The following is a 19,821-nucleotide window of genomic DNA, read 5'->3' on the forward strand; positions in this document are numbered from 1 at the left end:
CGTGATCGCAATTCGCCGCTGTCACCCGTGCCACAAGCGCCGCAGGTCCAGCGTGCGCGGCGTGTCGCGGGCGATGTCCAGCACCGGCTCCGGCGCCGGGCCGGGCGTGTGGCCCTGCGCGGCAAAGCGGATGCGGCGGCGCGCCTCGGCGGCGTTGGCGTTCACGGGGCGATCCTCATGCGCGCGGCCGCCGGGGTGGAAGACGTGGTGGGTGAGGCCGCCGATTCGCCGCCCCGACCAGCGGTCATGGATGTCGAGCACGACGGGCGTCTGCACCGGGACCAGCGGATGCAGGGCAGAGTAGGGCGCCCAGGCCTTGAAGCGGATGCCGGCGACATATTCGCCCTCGCGGTCGGTGCGGCTGAGCGGAACGGCGTGACCATTGGCGGCCAGGATGTAGCGTTCCTCGGAGAAGCCGGTAATGCGGGCCTGCAGGCGCTCGGCGCTGGAGTCCACATAGCGCGCGGTGGCGCCACCTGCGGGTTCCTCGCCGAGCACGTGCCAGGGTTCCAGCGCGTGGCGGAGCTCCAGCTCCATGCCCTGCACAGCGACGTTGCCGATCAGTGGGAAGCGGAATTCGAGGTGCGGGGCGAACCATTCCCGCGCCATCGGGAAGCCCAGCGTGCCGAGCTCGTCGAGCGCGCCGTAGAGGTCCTGCTCGACGAAGTGGGGCAGCATGAAGTCGTCATGGATGCGGGTGCCCCAGCGGATCAGCTTGCGTTCATAGGGCTGGTTCCAGAAGGCGGCGATGGCGGAGCGCAGCAGCAGCGCCTGGGCGGCGGACATGCGCGCGTGCGGCGGCATCTCGAAGGCGCGGTATTCGACCAGGCCCAGTCGGCCCGTCGCGGTCTCGGGGGCGTACATCTTGTCGATGCAGAACTCGGTGCGGTGGGTGTTGCCGGTCATGTCGGCGAGGATGTTGCGGAACAGGCGGTCGACGACCCAGGGGGGCGTTTCCTTGCCCGGCTCGATCTGGGCGAAGGCGGCCTCGAGCTCGGCCAGCATGTCCTGGCGCGCCTCGTCGATGCGCGGGTGCTGGGAAGACGGGCCGATGAACAGGCCGGAGAACAGGTAGCTGAGGCTCGGATGGTTGTGCCAGAAGCCGAGCAGCGATTTCAGCAGGTCCGGGCGGCGGAGGAACGGGCTGTCGGCGGGCTCGGCCGCGCCCATGACCAGGTGGTTGCCACCGCCGGTGCCGACATGGCGCCCGTCGATCATGAATTTCTCCGCCGAGAGGCCGGCCTGGCGGGCTTCCTCATAGAGCGTCTCGGTGCGGGTGACGTGCTCGTTCCAGCTGGCGGAGGGGTGGATGTTCACCTCGATCACGCCGGGGTCGGGGGTGATCGAAAAACTGTTCAGGCGCGGGTCGCGCGGGGGCTGGTAGCCCTCGATGACGATCTGCCGTCCGGCCTCGCGCGCGGTGTCCTCGATGGCGGCGGCGAGGTCCAAGAAGTCTTCCGCGGCGTAGAGCGGGGGCAGGAAGATGTGCAGCTTGCCATCGCGGGACTCGACGGTGAGCGCGGTGCGCACGCGGGCCGGGTCCTGCGGGTTGGCGACGGAGGGCGCGGCTTGCGGCTGCGGGCGGAGGTCGATGGGCAGGCCCTGCGCGCCGTTCGCCTCGCTCACACGGTCATAGGCGCTGCGGGCGGGGAAGGCCTCGCGCGGGGCGAAGGGGTCGCGTTCGTAGTCCGTCTCCATGGCGGCGGGGTCGATCCAGGGCAGGGATTCGAGCGGCAGGCGCAGGCCGATCGGGCTGTCGCCGGGGACCAGGAACAGCACGTCGTCGCGGAAGAACCAGTGTCCGGACTGCCAGCGGCGGACACCGCCGGCGAGCACGCGGCGAAGCGGCAGCACCGCGCCCACACCCGCACCAAGGCCGCCGCCGAATACGCGCGCGAGCCGCGCGCGCTCCAGCGGATCGGCGAGCTTCGCCGCCTCGGCGATGACGTTGGCCGGCAGGCGCTTCTCGCGCCAGAGATAGTAGTGGATGTCCTCGTGGGCGGTGCTGACGAATTCGGGGTCGAGCTGGAGGCGCTCGGCCAGGGTGCGCGCGAAGTCGAGCGCGTCCTCGGCGGTGGCGTCGTCGGTGTCCTCGTCGGCGGCGAACAGCGCGGGGTCGCGCCAGACCGGCTGGCCGTCGCGGCGCCAATGGGCGTGGATGGCCCAGCGCGGCAGCTGCTCGCCGGGGTAGTGCTTGCCCATCGAGTACTGCAGCGCGGCGCCGGGTGCCCAGAGCGGAGCGAGCCGGCGCATCAGCTTGCCGGCATAGGTGCGCTTGGTGGGGCCCATCGCTTCGATGTTCCACTCGGCGGCGTCGAAATCGGTGGCGGCGACGAAGGTGGGTTCGCCACCCATGGTCAGGCGCACCTGGCCGCGTTCGAGTGCGCGGTCCACCGCCTCGCCGCGGCGGAGAATGTCCTGCCAGACCTTGTCCGTGTAGGGCTTGGTGACGCGCGGCGTCTCGGCGATGCGCGTCACGTTCATCGCGAATTCGAAGGTGGTCTCGACGTTCGCCTCGACGCCGCCGGAGATGGCCGCGGCCGATTGCGGCTCCGGGCTGCAGGCCAGGGGGATGTGGCCTTCGCCGGCCATCAGGCCCGAGGTGGCGTCGAAGCCGATCCACCCCGCGCCGGGCAGGTAGACCTCGGCCCAGGCGTGCAGGTCGGTGAAGTCCGTCGTCGGGCCTTCGGGCCCGGTCACCGGCTTCACGTCGGCCACCAGCTGGATCAGGTAGCCCGAGACGAAGCGGGCGGCGAAACCCATCTGGCGGAGGATCTGCACAAGCAGCCAGGCGCTGTCGCGGCAGGAGCCCTTCTGCTCGGTGAGCGTTTCCTCCGGCGTCCAGACGCCGGGTTCCATGCGCACGACATAGGCGATGCGGCTCGCGAGCGTGCGGTTGATGTCGACCAGCATGTCGACGGTGCCGTCGGCCTGGGTCGGCATCTCGGCGAGAAGTGCGGCCAGCAGCGGCCCTGGGATGGGCTTGGCCATGAACGGCGCCAATTCCTGCGCCAGCGCCGGCTCATAGGCGAAGGGATAGGCGGAGGCGCTCTCCTCGACGAAGAACTCGAAAGGGTTGATCGTCGCCATGTCGGCGACCAGGTCGACGGTCACGTCGAAATGGGTCACGCGCTCGGGGAAAATGACGCGGGCGAGATAGTTGCCCTGCGGGTCCTGCTGCCAGTTGAGGAAATGCCCGGCGGGCTCGATCTTGAGCGAATAGGACAGGATGGGGGTGCGGGCATGCGGGGCCGGGCGCAGCCGGATGGTCTGCGGGCCGAGCGTCACGGCGCGCGCGTAGCGGTAGCTTGTGCGATGGGTGAGCGCGGCGTGGATCGACATCAGGGCTGCTCCGGATAGGCAAGCCGGAGAGGCAATATCCGTGCCCGGCCTGTTTGGGCGGGGTTATGACACAAAGCGGCGAGGGACAGCATCCCTGCCAGAAAGACCGCGCCGGTCCCGAGAACCGGCGCGGCGCTGCCCAGGGGCGAGTCGCCCCGGGTGAGCCTCAAACGGCTTCCTTGAGTTCCTTGGCCGGGCGGAAGGCGACCTTCTTGCTGGCCTTGATCTTGATGGCCTCGCCGGTGGCCGGGTTGCGGCCCATGCGCGCGGGGCGGGCGCGAACCTGCAGGATGCCCAGGCCCGTCAGGCGGATCTTGTCACCCTTCTTGAGGCGCTTGGTCACGGTGTCGACCAGGTCGTTCAGGATCGCTTCGGCGGCGCGCTTGGACAGCTCGTGCGTCTCGGCGAGGCCGGCGGCCAGCTGCTTCAGGGTGACGGTGGGGATCGCCTTCGCTGCGGGTGCCTTCGGCGCCGCGGCGGCGGCCGCCGGGGCGGCCGGCTTCTTTGCTGCCATAACTGTCTCGCTCCTCATGGATGATCGCCCGAGGGGCGACCGGGATGGTTGCCGCGCCGCTGACGACGCTGTGCATGGCGTGCGTCCGAAAACGCCGAAAAACAAGAGGTTTTTACGATGCGACGGGCAAAACCCCATGGAAAACGCGCCCTTGTGGCGGCGCGGCCCGATTCGGAGGGCGTTTCAAGCCCGACATGGCTCCACTGCGGCACGCGGATCGTCGCGCCGAATCGCTCATGCAGCAACGTCACCGGCCCGCCGAACGGCAGCAGCCAGGCGATTCGCGCGGTATAGCGCGGGTGCACGCTGCCGCCGGACGCGACCGCGAGTGCTGAGGAGCCATGGCATGGGTCGAAGTCGGCTGTAGCCGTTTGCGGCCTCAAGACCACCCGACATCCACCGTGGCGACCTCGCCGAAGGTGGCCCCGTGGCGGATCGACAGCCAGATGATCTTCCAGGTGGTGACGGGCATGGCCAGCAGCGGCCACGGGTCGCGGGCGGACCAGGTGACGTCGGGCGTGTGCAGCAGCGCGTGCAGTTTTTTCCCGAAGCCGGGTCGGAACATCGCCTTCTGCGTCTCGGTGAGGCAGGAGAAAAATTGCTGGAGCTCACGCGTGTCGCGCAGGCGCGGGGCGAGAGTGGGATCGAGGATGGCGGGAGCGATGTCCTCGGTGCGGAAGAAATGCAGGCCGGAGGTGGTGCGCGGGTTGCACTCTATGCCGTGTGGCGCGCCGTCCCGGTCGAGGATGATGTCGAAGGCGATGAACCCGGTCCATCCGGCGCCGGCCACGAAACGGGCGATCCAGGCTTCTATGGCCGGATTCTCGACACGCTCGAAGGCGATGGCGACGGATCCGGAAAGCTGGGTCGCGCGATAGAGGGCGGTGGCCTGGACCCGGCCCTCATGCGCGAGGGTGCAGGAGGACACGAGCGCGCCGGGGATGAAGCGCTGAATGATGGAGGGCGGTTCGGTCCCGGCGTCGGGCAGCGGCGTGCCGCGCGGCAGCATGCGCACGCCGCGGCCGGAGCAGGAATGCACGGGCTTGAGCACCACGTCGAATGAGGCCGCGAGCGCAGTGGCGGCGTCGCTGCCGAGGAGGTGGGTTTCCGGCACGGCGCAGCCGAAGCTGGTCGCCGCGTCGACGAAGCCGCCCTTGTGGTGGATCGGCAGGATCGTCTCGGGCGGCATGGTGAAGACGCGCACGCTGGGGGGCAGGAGCGGGGGCAGGTGGGCGACATGCATCGTCTCCTCGGAGATCGGGATGACGAGGGAGACGCCTTCGCGCGTGACGATCGCGGCGAGGTCGGCGAGGTAGCGGTGACGATCGATGATGGGTGCCGTAACGCGGAAGGATTTTGCCACCGCACGCGAGACGCCGGCGAGGTGCATCCCGAAGGGCTCCGCGACGAGGACGCGCCAGCCGAGAGCGGAAAAGCTGCGGGCGATGTCGAGCGCCTTTGGCAGGCGGCCGAGGGTGAGCAGGACGGTCTGGGTCATGCCGCGCGGGTGACGCGGCAGGCGATCTGCTCGGTGGGGCGCGTGGTCAGGCGCGCGGCGGGGCGGACCTTGCCGGCGTCCTGCACGTGGAAGTCTAAGCGGCGGAACAGCCGCGCGATCAGCAGCACGGCTTCGGTCGTGGCGAAGGCGGCGCCGGCGCAGACGCGCGGACCCAGGCCAAAGGGTAGGTAGGCGCCGGGTGTCATCTCGGATTCGCGCTCGGGCGTGAAGCGGTCCGGGTCGAAGGCGTGCGGGTCGCGCCAATAGGCCTTGTGGCGATGCACGACCCAGGGGGCGACCATGATCATCGCGCCGCGCTTGACGCGATGCGTGCCGATGGTCGTGGCCTCGAGTGCGACGCGCGGCAGGAAGGTGATGGGCGGGTACAGGCGCAGCGTCTCGCGGAAGACGTTGCGGGTGAAGGTCAGCGCGCGGATATGCTCGAAGGCGATCGGCCCGTCGCCGCAGACCGCCTGCACCTCGGCGCGCAGCCGCGCGACCAGATGGGGTTGCGTCGCCAGGATGTAGAAGACCCAGGTGAGCACGCTGGCCGACGTTTCGTGGCCGGCGAGGAAGAGCACGCCGAGCTGGTCGATCAGCTCCTCGCGCGTGAATGCCTTCTGCTCGGCGCTGTCGCGCGCGGCGATGACGGCAGAGGCGATGTCGTCGAAGGGCGTGTCGGCCAGGTGGGTGTCGAGCAGCGCGGCCAGGTGCTTTCGGATGAGGGCGCAGGCGGCGAGGACAGCTTCGGGCTGGGGCACCTTGGTCCAGGCGGGGTCGAGGATCAGGCGGCGGATTTCCACCTGGGCGACGCTGCGCTCGAAGACGGTGAAGGCGTCGAAGACGTCATGCGCGGCTTCGGTTTCGAGACCGACCGAAAACACGGTGCGGCAGATGATGTCGGCGGTGAGGTGGCTCATCGCGAGGTCGAGGGAGAAGGGGGTGCCCTGCGCCGCGTGGGCGCTGAGCGTCTCCTCGGCGCCGTCGATGCCGGCATCCATGGCGGGGAAGGCGCGGTTGACGCGCATCATCGAAAAGGCGGGGTCGATCATCGCGCGCTGGCGCCGCCAAGTCGCACCCGAGGAGACGAAGATCGAATCGCCGATAAGCGGACCCAACGCTTCGACCATCAGGTCGCTTTTCGGGAAGATGCCTTCGGGGTCGGACAGCACGCGGCGCAGCTCGACGGGGTCGTTGACCAGCAGGATGGAGCGGCGGGAATAGCCGAGCCATCCGATCTTCATGCGGTAGGCGTTGGCCGGGAGCAGGCTCAGCAGGTCGCCATCGCCGCGGAAGGCGGCGCGGATGAGGGCAATGACGGCAGAGAGCGGATTGGGGCGCGGGGGACGATAGGGCGCGCCGTGGCGCGGTAGGCCATCCATGGGTGAGAGTCCGCGTTTGCGCCGTTTCCTGGGGGTTATAGCGCGGCTTTACACTCGGCGGTGTCAAGTGGCAGCGTCGTGGCGGCTGGGGAGAAACGGGGTTGGAACTGCATGTGTTCCATGCGCTGGTCGCGGCGCATATCGCGACGGGTGCGACGGGGGCCCTTGCCTTCTGGGTGCCGGTGATCGGGCGCAAGGGCGGGGTGAACCACAAGCGCTGGGGGCGGATTTTTACCTATGCGATGCTGGCGACCGGCAGCTTCGCGGTGTGCATGAGCGTGCTCACCCTGGTCGATCCGATGGCGACGCATCCGCATCTGGAGGGGATGTTCGACGCGGTGTTCATCCGCGCGATCTTCGGCTGGCTGATGCTGCACATGGGCATCCTGACGATCAACCTCGCCTGGTATGGGTTCCTGTGCGTGCGCAACAAGCGCGTGCGGGATGCGAACCGCACACCGCTGAACCTGGCGCTGCAGGGCGTGTTGCTGGTCGCCGCGCTGAACTGCGCTTTGCAGGGGTGGCTGTCGGGGCAGTACCTGCTGATCGGGCTGTCGCTGGTGGGGATCGCGACGGCGTGGACGAACTTGCATTATCTGTATCGCGCGAAGCCGGGCGTGCTCGACTGGCTGAAGGAGCACATCAAGGCGTTGGTCGGCGCGGGGATCTCCGTCTACACGGCGTTCCTCGCCTTCGGGTCGGTGCGGCTGCTGCCGGAGTTGGCGTTGAATCCGCTGATGTGGGCGGTGCCGCTGGTGACGGGCGTCTCGATGATCATCTTCCATCAGCGCAAAGTGACGAAGCAGTTGCGCGCGCGGCGTGACGCGGGCCTCGGCGTGGCGGCCTGAGCATGCGCGTGGTGGTGGTGGGGGCGGGGGTCGGGGGGCTCGCGGCCGCGGCGGATCTCGCGCGGCGCGGGGCGGAGGTGGTGGTGCTCGAGCGCGCCGCGGTCGAGGGCGGCAAGATGCGCGCACTCGACGTCGCCGGGGCGGCGGTCGATGCCGGGCCCACTGTCTTCACCATGCGCTGGGTGTTCGAGGGGCTGTTCGCGGATGCGGGGCAGCGCATCGAGGATCACCTGATCCTGCAACCCGCCGAGGTGCTGGCACGGCACGCCTGGCGCGCCGGCGGGCGGCTCGATCTGTTCGCAGATGTCGCGCAATCCGAAGCTGCGATCGGGGTCTTCGCCGGGGCGAAGGAAGCGCGGGGCTTCCGCGATTTCGTCGCACGCAGTGGGGCGATGCACCGCACGCTGCTCGCGCCCTTCATGGCGGCGGAGCGGCCATCGCCGCTGGAGCTGGTGCGGCGGGTGGGGCTTGCCGGGCTGGGCGATCTGTGGCGCACGGCGCCGCTGCGCAGCCTGTGGGGCGCCCTGGGCGACCATTTTTCCGATGTGCGGCTGCGGCAGTTGTTCGGGCGTTACGCGACCTATGTCGGTGCCTCACCCTGGCTGGCGCCAGCGACGCTGATGCTGATCGCGCATGTCGAGCAGGATGGGGTCTGGTCGGTGGCTGGCGGGATGCGCCGGGTGGCCGCGGCGCTGCGTGATCTGGGTGAGACGCAGGGCGCGCAGTTCCGCTTCGGGGCGGAGGTTGCCGAGGTGGTGGCAGAGGGCGGCCGCGCGGTGGGCGTGCGGCTGACCGATGGCGAGCGGATCGCAACGGATGCGGTGGTGTTCAACGGCGATGCGGCGGCGCTGGATGCGGTCGCGCCGGGGGCGGTCGGTGGGCCGCGGGGTGTGCGGTCGCTCTCGGCGGTGACCTGGTGCGTGAACGCGCCGACGCGGGGGTTTCCGCTGTCGCATCACAACGTCTTCTTTGCCGAGGATTATGCAGCGGAATTTTCCGCGATCTTCGACCGGAGGGAGATCACGGGCGCACCCACCGTCTACATTTGCGCGCAGGATCGGGGTGCTGGCGCGGTGCCGGCGGCAGGGATGGCGGAGCGGTTGCTGGTGCTGATCAATGCGCCAGCCGATGGCGATGTGCGGCGCTTCGAGGCGGCGGCGTATGCGCCGCGCGTCGCGGCGCTGCTCGCCGCGTGCGGGCTGGTGGTGGAGGACAGTGGAGTGGCGACGACGCCTTCCGAGTTTGCCGCGTTGTTTCCGGCGACGGCCGGGGCGTTGTATGGACGCGCGAGCCATGGGGCGACGTCGACCCTGACGCGCCCCGGCGCGGTGTCGCGTTTGCCGGGGCTGTATCTGTGTGGGGGTTCGGTGCATCCGGGGCCGGGGGTGCCGATGGCGGCGCTGTCGGGGCGCCTGGCGGCGGCACGCTTGTTGGAAGATGCGGCGGGCCGCCGGGGTGCGGTGCGCGTTTCCAGCGGTCCCTAGTAGCCAAAAGTAAAAGAATGGGGGTCCGGGGGAAATTCTTTTCCCCCGCCTTGCCTAAAGCAGTTCGTCGACCTGGGCGGCGTTGAGGCGCCGTGTTTCGGGCACGCCGCGCAGCAGCAGCGCGAGCTTCGCGCTTTCCTCAAGCTCCTCCGCAGCGTGCACGGCGTCGGTGAGGGTTTTGCCCGACACGACCGGCCCATGGTTGGCGAGGAGGAGGGCTTTTGCGGTGAGGGCGGCCTTATGAACCGCGGGTTCCATCGCGGCGTCGCCGGGGCGGTAGTAGGGGATTACGGGCAGGGTTCGGCCGATGCGCATGACGAAGTAGGGCGTGAGCGGCGGGATCGGCGCGTCGTCGCCGGGCACGGCCAGGCAGGCGATGGCGGTCGCGTAGGTGGAGTGCAGGTGCACGATGGCCCCGGCGTCCGTCCGCGCGGTGAGGAAGGCGCGGTGGAGGAAGACTTCCTTGGTGGGTTTGTCGCCGGAGAGGTGGGACCAGTCGGGCGCAAGCTTGCTGATGCGCTCCGGGTCGAGGCGGCCGAGGCAGGAGTTGGTGGGCGTCATCAGGTAGCCGTCGGGCAGGCGGACGGAGATGTTGCCCGCGGAGCCGACGGAGTAGCCGCGCTCGAACAGGGAGCGGCCGAGCATGGCCAGGAGCAGGCGCGCTTCGCGTTCGTCATGCATCGGCGAAGGCCTTGAGGAAGAAATCGCGGCCACCGAAATTGCCGGATTTGAGGGCGAGATGGATGCCGTTGGGCTCGGCGTAGGTCCAGGGCACGCCGGGGTCGATCTCGGGGCCGATGCGCAGCGCGGTGACGCCGAGGCGCAGCACCACCGCGCCGGAGGTCTCGCCGCCGGCGACGAGCAGGCGCCCGGTGCCGCGCGCGACGATGGCTTCGGCGATGTTGGCGAGCGTGGTTTCGATGAGCGCGCCGGCGGCGTCGCGGCCAAGCTGCTTTTGCAGCGCCTCGACCCGGTCTGGGCTGGCGGAGGCGGCGATCACGATCGGACGCGTGTCGGAGAGTTTGTCGGCCGCCCAGTCCAGTGCTTGTGCGGTTAGGGCGGCGGTGTCGGGCGTGGCGAGGGCATCGAGTTCCAGCACGGGAACATGGTCGCGCGCGAGGCCGATCTGGCCGAGCGTTGCGCGCGAACAGGAGCCGGCGAGGACGGCCATCGCGCCGCGCGCTTGCGGCAATACGGCGGCGTCGGGACGGGGGGGGAGCAGGCCGGCGCGGCGGAAATTCTCGGGGATGCCCATGGCGATGCCGGAGCCCCCGGTGATCAGCGCGTGCGGTGCGCAGGCCTCGCCGATCGCCATCAGGTGTGCATCGGTCGCGGCATCGGTGATGGCATAGCGGCGACCCTGTTCGGCCAGGCGCGTCAGCGCGCGGCGGATGGTGACGGGGCCTTGCTCGACCACGGCGAAGGGGACAAGGCCGACGCCGCCCTCGGTCTGGCGCGAGAGCACGCGGACCAGGTTCGGGTCGCGCATCGGGGTGAGGGGATGGTTCTCCATGCCCGATTCGGAGAGTAGTGCGCCGCCCACGAAGAGGTGGCCCTGGAAGATGGTGCGGCCGTTCGTGGGGAAGGCGGGGCAGGCAATGGCGAAGCCGGAGGACAGGCGCGCCAGCAGCGCATCGGCAACGGGGCCGATATTGCCGGCATCGGTGCTGTCGAAGGTGGAGCAGTATTTGTGGAAGATCTGCTTGGCACCAGCCGCCAGCAGAGCCTCGAGTGCTGCGAGCGATTCCCGCACCGCATCCGCGGCCGGGATGGAGCGGGACTTCAGCGCGATGATGATGGCGTCGGCCTCGGGCAGCGGGCCGATGGGGACGCCGATGAGCTGCACCGCGGTCATGCCGTGCTTGACCAGCGTGTTGGCGAGGTCCGTCGCGCCGGTGAAGTCGTCGGCGATGCAGCCGAGCAGCAAAGGCATGGAACGTTCCTTCAGATCGGCGTGCCGTCCTTGCGGCTGTAGACCCAGGCGCCGTCGGGCGCCATCCGCACGGCCAGGTCATTGTCCGGGTAGGTCGCGCTGTCACCCTTCGTGCGGTCGCCGATTTCGAGGTAGACGGCATCCGCATCGCTGCGATTGACCAAGTGGTGCGCATCGCCGGTGCCGGCCGGGAAACCCGCGCAATCGCCCGGCGCCATCAGCGCCTCGCCGGCATCGGTGATCAGCGTCGGCGTGCCTTCGAGGATGTAGACGAACTCGTCCTGCAGCGCGTGGGCGTGGCGCAAGGATGAGGCGGCACCGGGGCCGAGGCGGGTGAGGTTCACGCCGAAATTCGTCAGCGCAAAGAGATCGCCGAGCGGGTGCTTGGTGCGCCCGACCATGGGGGCGACAAGATCAGCCGGATAGCCGGAGGGGCGGGCGCGCGGCGGGGCGTCGCGGGCGGCGAGGATTTTGGGCGGCATGGGCGGCACCTCCTGCCGTGATCCTGGCGCCCTCAGCCGGTCGGGGGAAGGGCAAGGATGTCGGTGTGGCCGATATGGGCGGTCAACCGGCCCTCCATCGCCTGGCGGCGGCGGTCGGCGAGCCAGCCATCGATGACGGTCTCGCCGCGGCGTTCCCATGCCGCCGCGGCCAGCGCGTGGCCTTCGGCGAGGGCGGCCGCCATCGCGGCCTCCTGGCGCTTGACCACCCAAGGGCTGGCGCCGCGGATGATGCGGTATCCGTGCGCCGCGAAGTTCTCCGCGATGACGCCTGGTGCCTTGGCGCCGAGCGCGATGCCGCCGAAGCCCTTGTCGCGCGCCTGGTCACGCGCGAAGCCCCGCGCCACCAGCGCATCGGCGCGGTGGGGTGGGGAGAAGCGTTCGCGGCCGGTGACGTTGAGCGCGGCGTAGAAGGGCAGCCCGTGCTCCGCAATCGCGTTTGCCATGTCGGCGATCCAATCCTCGGAGACGAGGTCGCACAGCGCGGTGTTGACCACGGCGTCGAATTTTTCGAGCGGCAGGTTGTCGGGTGCGTCGCGCAAATCCGCGACCAGGCCCTCGACGCGCCAGGCGCCGCCGGGGGCGTGGACGAGCAGGGTGCGGCGATCCGGCGCGGTCACGGTCCACCCTACCGCCTCGGCACGTTCGCGGATGGTCTCGAAGGCGCGGGCGAGCAGGGCGCCGTCGGCGTCGACCAGGGTCCAGGCCTGGGCGCGGCCGATGAAATGGCCGAGCCAGCGCAGCAGCGCGCCGGTCCCCGCGCCGAGGTCCAGGATGCGCGGGCGGGCGGGCAGCGCCTCGGCCAGGGCGAAGGCGAGGGCCGGATTTCGGGCGCGGGCGTCGAAGGGCTCGCGCAGGTCGAGCCAGTCGCCGTCGAAGGTTTCGGTCATCGGGCAGCCTCGATGGCGGCGGCGAATTGCTGGGCGCGGTCGGGCCAGCGGGGGAGCGACTGGCCGCCCTGCCAGGAGGCCTCGGCCATGTCGGCGCGCAGGTCGCGGTCGTAGATCACGCGGCGGATGGCGCGGGACAGCGCGGTGTGGTCGCCGGGTTGAACGATCACGGCCGCACCCGGGGCCACGATTTCCGCGATGGCGCCGCCGGCGGTGATTGCGAGCGGGAGTCCGCGCGCCATGGCCTCGGCAGCGGCCATGCCATAGCCCTCCCAATGGGTGGCGAGCGCGAAGAGGTCGCTGGTGGCGTAGAGCGCGTCGAGGGCGGCGGCGTCGCATTCGCCGGCAAAGGTGACGCGCGCCTCGATGCCGAGTTCGGCCGCGAGTGAAGTCAGCCCATGCGCATGGACGGCATCACGCGCCGCACCCGCGATGGTCAGATGCCAGTCGAGATCGGTGAGGCGGGCCAGCGCGCGCAGCAGCACGTCATGCCCTTTGCGCGGTACCAGCATGCCGACGCTGAGGATGGCGCAGCCCTCGCCGCCGCTGCCGGTGGCGCGCGGCGCCGGGTCTGTGCCGGGCTCCACAATGGCGAGCCTATCGGGGGCGACGGCGAAGTCTTCGGTAAGGCGGCGGGTGGTGAGCGCGGAGGGCGCGATGATGCGCGCGAGGCTCGGGAACAGCGATTGTTCCAGCCCGCGCAGCGCGGCACGGTCCTCCTCGGGAAAGCCGGTCTCCAGCGCCGTGGGGTGGTGGATGAGGCCCATGGCACCACGCGCTTCGAGAGAATCGGCCAGCAGCGCGAAGGATGGCAGGCCGAGCCCATCGATGATGATGCGCGTGCCGTCCGGGATGGCCTCCAGCGCGGCGCGCGCGGCGGCCTCGGCGGCGGCGTCGGGCAGCGGGTGGCGCCCGGCGAGTTCCACCACCTGCACCGCATGGCCGAGTGCCATGAGGCCGGCGACGATCCGGCGGTCGTAATTATAGCCGCCCGAGATCGTGCTGAAGGGTGCCGGGACGAGGAGCGCGATATCCATGGCGCGGATCAGGCCTGCGCGAGCGGCTGCACCGGTCCTTCGAAGGCGGCCCAGGCGACGTGGCTCTCGCGCAGCAGGATTTTCATGCCGGTGACGGCCCGGCCGCCCTCGCCCATCACGCCGGTGGTCAGAGCCGCGGAGAGCAGCTGGTGAATGTGCAGGCAGAGGAATTCGGTGGTGGTGTTCTTGCCGGCGAAGGCGGGTTCGGCATCGAGGTTGCGGTAGTCGAGCGCGGAGAGGATTTTGCGCAGTTCATCCTTGGCCAGGCCGATATCGACCAGCAGGTGCAGGTGGTCCAGCTGGGGGGCCTGAAACTCCGCCTCCACGATGAAGGTCGCACCATGCAGGCGCTGGGCAGGACCGAACTCCGCGCCGCGGAAGGAGTGCGCGACCATGATGTGATCGACGACGGTGAGGCTGAACATGGTGGCGGATCCTAGCGGTAGGTGACGATCGGGCAGAGCGGCGCGGGCGCGCCCAGGGGCGGGCTGAGCAGCGCCGGGTAGGCGGCAGGCAGGGCGTCGAAAGCGGTCTCGGGACCGATCATGGCGTCCAGGCGCGGATCGGCCAGCAGCGACAGCGCCAGGCCGAGGCGTTCGGCATAGGTGCGGCGGCTGCGCATGGCGGGCGCGATGGCGCCGACCTGGGTCGAGATGATGGACAGGCGTTTGGCGTGGAAGGCCTCGCCCAGTGGCAGGGGGCATTCGCGGTCCCCGAACCAGGAGGCCTCGACGATGCGCGCCTCGAAGGCACACAGCGAGAGGGCGTGGCGCAGCCCGGCCGGCGCAGCGGAGGCGTGAATGATGAGGTCGCGCTCGCCGGGCGCGTCCTCCGGCGCCGAGAACGCGGCGCCGAGGGACTGCGTCAGCGCGCGGCGGGAGGGATCGATGTCGGTGACGGTCACCTCGGTGCCGGGGATCTGCGCGATGAGGTAGGCGGTGAGCAGGCCCACCACGCCGGCGCCGATGACCAGCACACGCTCGCCCGGCAGGGGGCGTGCGTCCCAGAGGATGTTGACCGCCGTTTCCATGTTGGCGGCCAGCGCGGCGCGTTCGCTCGGCACGGCGTCCGGCACCGGGATGCACATGGCGACGGGGGCGAGGAAGCGGTCCTGGTGCGGGTGCAGGCAGAAGATGCGGCTTCCCTCGCGCGCGCCGGCTTCGATGATGCCGACGGCGCTGTAGCCGTACTTCACCGGGAAGGGGAAATCGCCGGCCATGAGCGGGGCGCGCATCACCGGGTATTGGCTCTCGGGGACGCGGCCTTGCAGGACCAGGCGCTCCGTCCCGCGGCTGATGCCGGTGATGAGGGTGCGGATCAGCGCCTGGTCCGGGGCGCGCTCCGGCAGGGTTTCCGAGCGCAACTCGGCGCGGCCGGGGGCTGTCGACCAGAGCGCGCGCGCGATCACGGGCACACCATTGGGCGCGCGCGATCGAGCGGCATGTCGAGCAGGATGTCGGGGTCCATCGGGAACACTCGGAAGGAGGCGCGCAGCCCGTCCGCAATGCAGGAGGCTTGCGGCAAAGTGAAGGCGGGGATGCCGGAGCCGAGGATCACGGGCGCGATGGTGACGTGCAGCCGGTCGAGGCACCCGGCGGCGAGGAAGCGGGAGACGGTGATGCCGCCGCCCTCGACGAAGAGGCGGGTCAGACCCATCGCCGCGAAGCGGGCGAGCAGGGCGGCGAGGTCCAGCGGCGCGGGCAGGCGCAGGACCGCTGCCTCGCCGTGGCGGGTCGCCTTGCCGGTGCAGGTCACCAGGATCGAGGGCGGCCCATCGCCGAACACCTGGTGGCTCGGCGGCAGGCGGCCGGCGGGGTCGAGGATGATGCGGGTCGGGTTTGGCCCCGCAACTTCGCGGGTCGTCAGGCGCGGGTCGTCGGCGGCGACCGTGCCCGCACCCACGATCACCGCGTGGCAGAGCGCCCGCAGCCGGTGGGTGTGCTCGATGTCGCCCGGCCCGCCGATCCATTGGCTGGAGCCCGAGGCCGTGGCGATGCGGCCATCGAGCGTCTGGCACAGCCGGCCGATCACACGGCAACCATCGGGAGCGACGGGCGCTGCCAGGACGGGCGCGAATAGCGGCGCGAGCGCGCCGGATGCGACGGCGCCGCCATCGCGTGCCGCCAGCACGGCGCTCCAGGCATCGGGTGCGGGCTGCATGGGCGGGATATGCCCGTTGCGGCGGGAAGGGGCAATCGCGCCGCGGCGTCAGGGCGGAGCGTAGCCATGACGCCACCGTATCGAACAATTCGGCGCACCCGCGTGGCTTCACGCTTTTTTTGGGATGCTATGCAAGACTGCGGCACCATCATCTGCGCACGCCATCGGGGAGTGCCTGCCGTCTTGCCTCGCCCATCCCAGGATTGACCCATGATACCCAGGCAAGGCCGATGAACGCGCCGATCGCTGTCCCCACGAATGCCCGCCCGAAGACGCTGCATGGGTGCGGTGCCTGTCGCGACGGCAGCGGGTTCGCGGTGGCGTTCACCATGGCCTTCCAGCCCATCGTGGATGTCATCTCCCGCACGGTCTGGGCCTATGAGGCGCTGGTGCGCGGCGCGGCCGGAGAGGGGGCGCAGACCGTGCTGGACCAGGTGGGCGGCGAGGCGATCTACGCTTTCGACCAGTCCTGCCGGATCAAGGCGGTGGAGCTGGCGGGGCGGCTTTTCCCGCCCGGCGAGGCGACCAGGCTCTCGATCAATTTCCTGCCCAATGCAGTCTATGAACCCAGCGCCTGCATTCGCGCCACGCTCGCGGCCGCGCAGCGGGTGGGGTTCAACCATCGCCGGCTGATGTTCGAGTTCACCGAGAATGAACGGATGCTCGATGTCGCGCATGTCAAGCGCATCATCGCCGCCTATCGCGATTTCGGCTTCGTCACCGCTCTCGATGATTTCGGCGCGGGCTTCGCGGGGCTCGCGCTGCTTGCCGAGCTGCAGCCGGACGTGATCAAGCTGGACATGGCGCTGATCCGCGGCGTCGAGGCCTCGGCCCCCCGGCGCGCCATCGTCGCTGCCATGGTGGCGATGACCCGCGCGCTCGCGATCACGCTGATCGCCGAAGGGGTGGAGACGGAGGCCGAGGTGGAGGCCCTGCGCGGTCTCGGGGTGACCCTGATGCAGGGCTATCGCTTCGCCCGGCCCGGCTTCGAGCGGCTGCCCGGAATCACCGGCTGATCAGGGGCGCACCAGGGCGCCGGGGAACCAGGGCAGCAGCCAGGACACGCCGAGCCCGGTCAACACCGGCAGCGCCAGGCCCGCCAGCATGCGGATGGCGACGAAGCGCCAGCCCAGCACCGGCACCTCCCAGGCGATCACACGGTGGAAGCCGTAGATTGCCCAGCCGGTCACCAGCGCGGCCATCTGCGGCACACCCGCACCCGCCTTGGTGAAGGTCAACACCAGGGGGAAGGAGACGAAGGGCCCGCCGGGAATGAACCCGCCCGCGACCGAGGCGATCAGGATGCCCCGCAACCCGGATTCCGGCCCGAGATAGCCCTCGGCGATGTCGGCCGGCACCAGCTCGGCCAGGAACGCCGCCATCGGCAGGGCCACGGTGAACAGCGGCAGCACCCGCACCAGGCTGTGCGCGCCATCCCGCCCGGCACGGATTGCCATGCTCACGCTGCGCTTGAGGCACAGGCCCAGCGCGATCAGCGCCAGCAGCCAGAGCAGGCCCTGCGTCGCGCTCACGCGGGAGGCTGCCAGCGGATCGGGATCAGCCGGCTCAGCCAACCCGCGAGGATCGGCATCGGCAGGGTCAGCAGAACGCGCATCAGGGTGAATTCGGTCCCCAGCAGGGGCACCTCGTAGATCAGCAGCCGTTGGAAGCCGTTCAGTGACCAGGCGAAGATGAAGGCGACCAAGGCACCGCGATCCGCCCCCGCCTGGGCGAGGACCAGCACCAGCGGGAAGGCCGCCATCGGTCCCCCCGGCGTCGCCATGCCCGCCAGCGTGGCGATAACCAGGCCGCGCACCCCGGCCTCCGCCCCCATCCATTTGGCGAGTGCCCCGGCCGGGACGAGCTGCTTCAGCGCGCCGGCCAGCAGAAGCCCGCCGACGATGGAGGGCAGGATGAACACGAAGGTGCTGCCCGCGCTCTCCAGCGCATGGCGGAAGGCGGCCTCGCCGCGCAGCGCATAGGTTGCGACGGCGGCGGCGATCCCGATGGCCAGCAGCAGGATGAAGGCGAGGTTCTGGCGAAGGATGGCTGGCACGCGCGCAAGCTGCGCCGCGGCGCCGCCCGCGGCAAGCTCGCGTCAGACGCGCTCGGTCACCACCAGCGCCGGCGGCTTGCGCGCGATGGGGCGCGGCGCGAGCCCCGAATAGCCCGGCAACGTTTCGGCATGGGGCAGGGCCGCGCCGGCGATGGTCTCGATCACCCGCGATTGCAGCTGGATGGCGCGAGCGAGCAATCGCCGGTTCTCCGCGCCGAGGTCGGCCAGGTGGCCGGCCAGGGCCTCGGCCAGCGCCGCGTCGCGCGGCCCGTCGCCCAGGCCCAGGCGCCGGCAGCTCTCGGCCGCCGCGGCGAAGGCGTCCGATGCGCGCATCTTCGCCCCCGCGAGTTCGCCGGCGATGCCGAGGTCGAGCTTCGCGAGGGCTTCGTTCTCCGCGTGCAGCGCCTCGGCCAGGCGCTTGCCGGCGGTGATGAGGATATCGATCATCGGGGCAGTGTCCTTCCTGCGTCTTGGACGCGCAGCATGTGGCGATAGACGGCGTCGGCGATGCCAAAACCGCCGCGACGGGAGGCGGCCTGGGCATAGGCATCGACCATCATCGGGCGCCATTGCGCCTCCCCCGCGCCACCGCCGAAGCGGGAGCGGGAGGCGTCGGTGGTGGCGAAGATGGGCTGCAGCATCTGGCCGAGCATCTGGGCCTCGAATTGCCGCGCCGTCTCGCGCAGCCGCGCATGGTTCGCGGACGCCCGCGGCTGCGTCACGGCGGTGGCGACGGGCGGGGTCGCGGGGGCGGCGGGTCCGGGCATCAGCGCAGCTCCAGCTCGGCCTGGAGCGCACCCGCGGCCTTGATGGTCTGCAGAATGGTGATGAGGTCGCGCGGGCCCACGCCCAGGCTGTTCAGCCCGCGCACCAGCTCCTGCAGGGTGACCGATCCCGGCAGCACACCCACGCGGCGCTCGCGCTGGTCGTCGATCTCGATCTGGGTGCGCGGGGTCACCACCGTCTCGCCGTTGGAGAGCGGGCCGGGCTGGCTCACCTGCGGCGTCTCGGTGATGCGGATGGTGAGGTTGCCCTGGGCAATTGCCACGGTGGAGACGCGCACATTCGCGCCCATGACGATGGTACCCGAGGCTTCCTCGATCACCACCCGCGCCGGCTGGTCGGGTTCGACCCGCAACTGCTCGATATCGGTGATGAAGCCCATCGCGTCGCGGCCACCCAGGGCCACCGTGACGGTGCGCGGGTCGGAGGCCACCGCGACATCCGCCCGCACCCGGGCATTGATGGCGGCGGCGATCCGCCGGGCGGTGGTGAAATCCGGATTGCGCAGCGCGAGGCGCACGCGGTCTCGCCCGGCGAGCTGGAAGGGGATCGCGCGCTCGACGATCGCCCCCGAGGAAATCCGCCCCGAGGTCGGCACCCCGCGGCTGACCGAGGCGCCGGCGCCGCGCGCGGCGATGGCGCCCGTCGCGACCGCGCCCTGGGCCACGGCATAGACCTCGCCATCCGCACCCAGCAGAGGGGTGACGATCAGCACACCGCCTTGCAGGTTCTGCGCATCGCCCAGCGCCGAGACGGACACGTCGATGCGGCTGCCGGGACGGGCGAAGGCGGGCAGGTTGGTCGTGACCATCACCGCGGCGATGTTGCGCGTCTCGAGCCGCGCCTCGTTGTCGCGGGTGTTGACGCCCAGGCGCTCGAGCATCCCCACCAGCGACTGGCGGGTGAAGATGGCGTTGCGCAACCGGTCGCCGGTGCCGTTCAATCCCACCACCAGGCCGTAGCCGACGAGCTGGTTGTCGCGCACGCCCTCGACATCGGCGATGTCCTTGATGCGGACCTGCGCCAAGGCCTGGGTGGCGAGCGCCAGCCCAAGCAGGCAGGCCGCGAACAGCTTCACCTTCGAATAAGGTTTTGCGGGCAAGGTCACGCTCCGTGCGGGCTTGTGGTGAACCACGGCTCGGGACGGGAAGTGCGAAGTTCGTGCCAGCATTGGGCCAGCACGGCGGCGCGTTTCCGGCCCGCTCGCCCGGCAATTTACGCCGGGCGGCGGCACCAGCTGCCGCGTCGCGGCAGGCGAGGCAGGAGGGCAAGGCGATGAGCGGCATCAGGAGCGTGAGCGGTGCACCCGCGGCACCGGCGGCGCAGCGCACGGCGCGCGGCGGGGGCGGCTTTCGCCTGGCCTCCGCGGACCACGGCGCGGAGGCGGCCGGGCC

At 70.5% G+C, this 19,821-nt stretch carries 21 protein-coding genes; 3 read left to right on the forward strand and 18 right to left on the reverse strand.

Features of this window, described 5'->3' with window-relative positions; genetic code table 11:
• Positions 1 to 21 precede the first annotated feature (21 nt).
• The 5 genes from GXW79_RS13930 to GXW79_RS13950 form a co-directional block, all read right to left on the reverse strand.
• Positions 22 to 3,342, reverse strand: a complete 3,321-nt coding sequence (locus tag GXW79_RS13930; protein WP_211875010.1) for a transglutaminase family protein — start codon at positions 3,340 to 3,342, stop codon at positions 22 to 24.
• A gap of 166 nt (positions 3,343 to 3,508) precedes the next feature.
• The gene (locus GXW79_RS13935) at positions 3,509 to 3,856 is read right to left on the reverse strand and encodes an HU family DNA-binding protein (RefSeq protein WP_211875011.1); all 348 of its coding nucleotides are present in this window, start codon (positions 3,854 to 3,856) and stop codon (positions 3,509 to 3,511) included.
• A gap of 14 nt (positions 3,857 to 3,870) precedes the next feature.
• On the reverse strand, positions 3,871 to 4,161 hold the full coding sequence (locus GXW79_RS13940; RefSeq protein ID WP_211875012.1) for a hypothetical protein: 291 nt from the start codon (positions 4,159 to 4,161) through the stop codon (positions 3,871 to 3,873).
• 74 nt (positions 4,162 to 4,235) lie between these two features.
• A complete protein-coding gene (locus GXW79_RS13945) occupies positions 4,236 to 5,354 on the reverse strand; it encodes an ATP-grasp domain-containing protein (RefSeq protein ID WP_211875013.1) in 1,119 nt (372 codons plus the stop codon).
• The gene (locus GXW79_RS13950; protein WP_211875014.1) at positions 5,351 to 6,736 is read right to left on the reverse strand and encodes a cytochrome P450; all 1,386 of its coding nucleotides are present in this window, start codon (positions 6,734 to 6,736) and stop codon (positions 5,351 to 5,353) included. Before GXW79_RS13950 ends, GXW79_RS13945 begins: the two co-directional genes overlap by 4 nt.
• Before the next feature lie 101 nt (positions 6,737 to 6,837).
• Here GXW79_RS13950 and GXW79_RS13955 point away from each other — a divergent pair, with 101 nt between their 5' ends.
• Together GXW79_RS13955 and crtD are read left to right on the forward strand one after the other, a co-directional pair.
• Positions 6,838 to 7,584, forward strand: coding sequence for a hypothetical protein (locus GXW79_RS13955; protein WP_211875015.1), 747 nt, complete (start codon positions 6,838 to 6,840; stop codon positions 7,582 to 7,584).
• Between the two features lie 2 nt (positions 7,585 to 7,586).
• Positions 7,587 to 9,068 (forward strand): 1-hydroxycarotenoid 3,4-desaturase CrtD, encoded by a 1,482-nt coding sequence (gene crtD, locus GXW79_RS13960; RefSeq protein WP_211875016.1) that lies wholly within the window; start codon positions 7,587 to 7,589, stop codon positions 9,066 to 9,068.
• 54 nt (positions 9,069 to 9,122) lie between these two features.
• On the opposite strand, the gene otnC is transcribed toward crtD, so the two are convergent.
• From otnC to GXW79_RS14000, 8 genes are read right to left on the reverse strand one after another with little or no spacing between them, the layout of a single operon-like run.
• On the reverse strand, positions 9,123 to 9,749 hold the full coding sequence (otnC, locus tag GXW79_RS13965; RefSeq protein WP_211875017.1) for a 3-oxo-tetronate 4-phosphate decarboxylase: 627 nt from the start codon (positions 9,747 to 9,749) through the stop codon (positions 9,123 to 9,125).
• Entirely contained in the window at positions 9,742 to 11,001 is a 1,260-nt protein-coding gene (gene otnK, locus GXW79_RS13970; protein ID WP_211875018.1) for a 3-oxo-tetronate kinase, read from the reverse strand. The genes otnC and otnK overlap by 8 nt, the downstream gene beginning before the upstream one ends.
• Positions 11,002 to 11,012: 11 nt before the next feature.
• On the reverse strand, positions 11,013 to 11,483 hold the full coding sequence (locus GXW79_RS13975) for a cupin domain-containing protein (protein WP_246503992.1): 471 nt from the start codon (positions 11,481 to 11,483) through the stop codon (positions 11,013 to 11,015).
• Positions 11,484 to 11,515: 32 nt separating this feature from the next.
• A complete protein-coding gene (locus tag GXW79_RS13980) occupies positions 11,516 to 12,391 on the reverse strand; it encodes a class I SAM-dependent methyltransferase (protein WP_211875019.1) in 876 nt (291 codons plus the stop codon).
• Positions 12,388 to 13,428 (reverse strand): glycosyltransferase family 4 protein, encoded by a 1,041-nt coding sequence (locus GXW79_RS13985; protein ID WP_211875020.1) that lies wholly within the window; start codon positions 13,426 to 13,428, stop codon positions 12,388 to 12,390. Before GXW79_RS13985 ends, GXW79_RS13980 begins: the two co-directional genes overlap by 4 nt.
• 8 nt (positions 13,429 to 13,436) lie before the next feature.
• On the reverse strand, positions 13,437 to 13,853 hold the full coding sequence (locus GXW79_RS13990; protein WP_211875021.1) for a 6-pyruvoyl trahydropterin synthase family protein: 417 nt from the start codon (positions 13,851 to 13,853) through the stop codon (positions 13,437 to 13,439).
• A gap of 11 nt (positions 13,854 to 13,864) precedes the next feature.
• The gene (locus tag GXW79_RS13995) at positions 13,865 to 14,836 is read right to left on the reverse strand and encodes a zinc-dependent alcohol dehydrogenase (RefSeq protein WP_211875022.1); all 972 of its coding nucleotides are present in this window, start codon (positions 14,834 to 14,836) and stop codon (positions 13,865 to 13,867) included.
• The gene (locus GXW79_RS14000) at positions 14,833 to 15,588 is read right to left on the reverse strand and encodes a RibD family protein (RefSeq protein WP_211875023.1); all 756 of its coding nucleotides are present in this window, start codon (positions 15,586 to 15,588) and stop codon (positions 14,833 to 14,835) included. The genes GXW79_RS13995 and GXW79_RS14000 overlap by 4 nt, the downstream gene beginning before the upstream one ends.
• 230 nt (positions 15,589 to 15,818) lie before the next feature.
• Here GXW79_RS14000 and GXW79_RS14005 point away from each other — a divergent pair, with 230 nt between their 5' ends.
• On the forward strand, positions 15,819 to 16,604 hold the full coding sequence (locus GXW79_RS14005; protein WP_246503993.1) for an EAL domain-containing protein: 786 nt from the start codon (positions 15,819 to 15,821) through the stop codon (positions 16,602 to 16,604).
• Here GXW79_RS14005 and GXW79_RS14010 read toward each other — a convergent pair whose 3' ends face one another.
• Genes GXW79_RS14010 through GXW79_RS14030 form a run of 5 tightly spaced genes read right to left on the reverse strand, consistent with a single transcriptional unit; the run spans position 16,605 to position 19,529 of the window.
• Complete coding sequence (locus tag GXW79_RS14010) at positions 16,605 to 17,120, reverse strand: permease (RefSeq protein ID WP_211875024.1); 516 nt, start codon at positions 17,118 to 17,120, stop codon at positions 16,605 to 16,607.
• Positions 17,117 to 17,644, reverse strand: a complete 528-nt coding sequence (locus tag GXW79_RS14015; RefSeq protein ID WP_211875025.1) for a permease — start codon at positions 17,642 to 17,644, stop codon at positions 17,117 to 17,119. The genes GXW79_RS14010 and GXW79_RS14015 overlap by 4 nt, the downstream gene beginning before the upstream one ends.
• A 42-nt stretch (positions 17,645 to 17,686) precedes the next feature.
• On the reverse strand, positions 17,687 to 18,091 hold the full coding sequence (locus tag GXW79_RS14020) for a hypothetical protein (protein ID WP_211875026.1): 405 nt from the start codon (positions 18,089 to 18,091) through the stop codon (positions 17,687 to 17,689).
• Positions 18,088 to 18,411 carry a rod-binding protein gene (locus GXW79_RS14025; RefSeq protein WP_211875027.1) on the reverse strand — a complete coding sequence of 108 codons (324 nt, stop codon included), beginning with the start codon at positions 18,409 to 18,411 and terminating at the stop codon, positions 18,088 to 18,090. Before GXW79_RS14025 ends, GXW79_RS14020 begins: the two co-directional genes overlap by 4 nt.
• Positions 18,411 to 19,529, reverse strand: a complete 1,119-nt coding sequence (locus GXW79_RS14030; RefSeq protein ID WP_456315834.1) for a flagellar basal body P-ring protein FlgI — start codon at positions 19,527 to 19,529, stop codon at positions 18,411 to 18,413. Before GXW79_RS14030 ends, GXW79_RS14025 begins: the two co-directional genes overlap by 1 nt.
• Positions 19,530 to 19,821: the final 292 nt, after the last annotated feature.

Origin of the sequence: Plastoroseomonas arctica (assembly GCF_018128965.1) — a bacterium.
Taxonomy (GTDB): domain Bacteria; phylum Pseudomonadota; class Alphaproteobacteria; order Acetobacterales; family Acetobacteraceae; genus Plastoroseomonas; species Plastoroseomonas arctica.

Coding starts and splice junctions, on each gene's coding strand:
- otnC (WP_211875017.1), bottom strand. CDS start 9,749: ATGCATGACGAACGCGAAGCGCGCCTGCTCCTGGCCATGCTCGGCCGC.
- GXW79_RS14025 (WP_211875027.1), bottom strand. CDS start 18,411: ATGCCCGGACCCGCCGCCCCCGCGACCCCGCCCGTCGCCACCGCCGTG.
- GXW79_RS13990 (WP_211875021.1), bottom strand. CDS start 13,853: ATGTTCAGCCTCACCGTCGTCGATCACATCATGGTCGCGCACTCCTTC.
- GXW79_RS13975 (WP_246503992.1), bottom strand. CDS start 11,483: ATGCCGCCCAAAATCCTCGCCGCCCGCGACGCCCCGCCGCGCGCCCGC.
- crtD (WP_211875016.1), top strand. CDS start 7,587: ATGCGCGTGGTGGTGGTGGGGGCGGGGGTCGGGGGGCTCGCGGCCGCG.
- GXW79_RS13945 (WP_211875013.1), bottom strand. CDS start 5,354: ATGACCCAGACCGTCCTGCTCACCCTCGGCCGCCTGCCAAAGGCGCTC.
- GXW79_RS13930 (WP_211875010.1), bottom strand. CDS start 3,342: ATGTCGATCCACGCCGCGCTCACCCATCGCACAAGCTACCGCTACGCG.
- GXW79_RS13980 (WP_211875019.1), bottom strand. CDS start 12,391: ATGACCGAAACCTTCGACGGCGACTGGCTCGACCTGCGCGAGCCCTTC.
- GXW79_RS13935 (WP_211875011.1), bottom strand. CDS start 3,856: ATGGCAGCAAAGAAGCCGGCCGCCCCGGCGGCCGCCGCCGCGGCGCCG.
- GXW79_RS14020 (WP_211875026.1), bottom strand. CDS start 18,091: ATGATCGATATCCTCATCACCGCCGGCAAGCGCCTGGCCGAGGCGCTG.
- GXW79_RS13985 (WP_211875020.1), bottom strand. CDS start 13,428: ATGGATATCGCGCTCCTCGTCCCGGCACCCTTCAGCACGATCTCGGGC.
- GXW79_RS14005 (WP_246503993.1), top strand. CDS start 15,819: ATGAACGCGCCGATCGCTGTCCCCACGAATGCCCGCCCGAAGACGCTG.
- GXW79_RS13950 (WP_211875014.1), bottom strand. CDS start 6,736: ATGGATGGCCTACCGCGCCACGGCGCGCCCTATCGTCCCCCGCGCCCC.
- GXW79_RS14000 (WP_211875023.1), bottom strand. CDS start 15,588: ATGCAGCCCGCACCCGATGCCTGGAGCGCCGTGCTGGCGGCACGCGAT.
- otnK (WP_211875018.1), bottom strand. CDS start 11,001: ATGCCTTTGCTGCTCGGCTGCATCGCCGACGACTTCACCGGCGCGACG.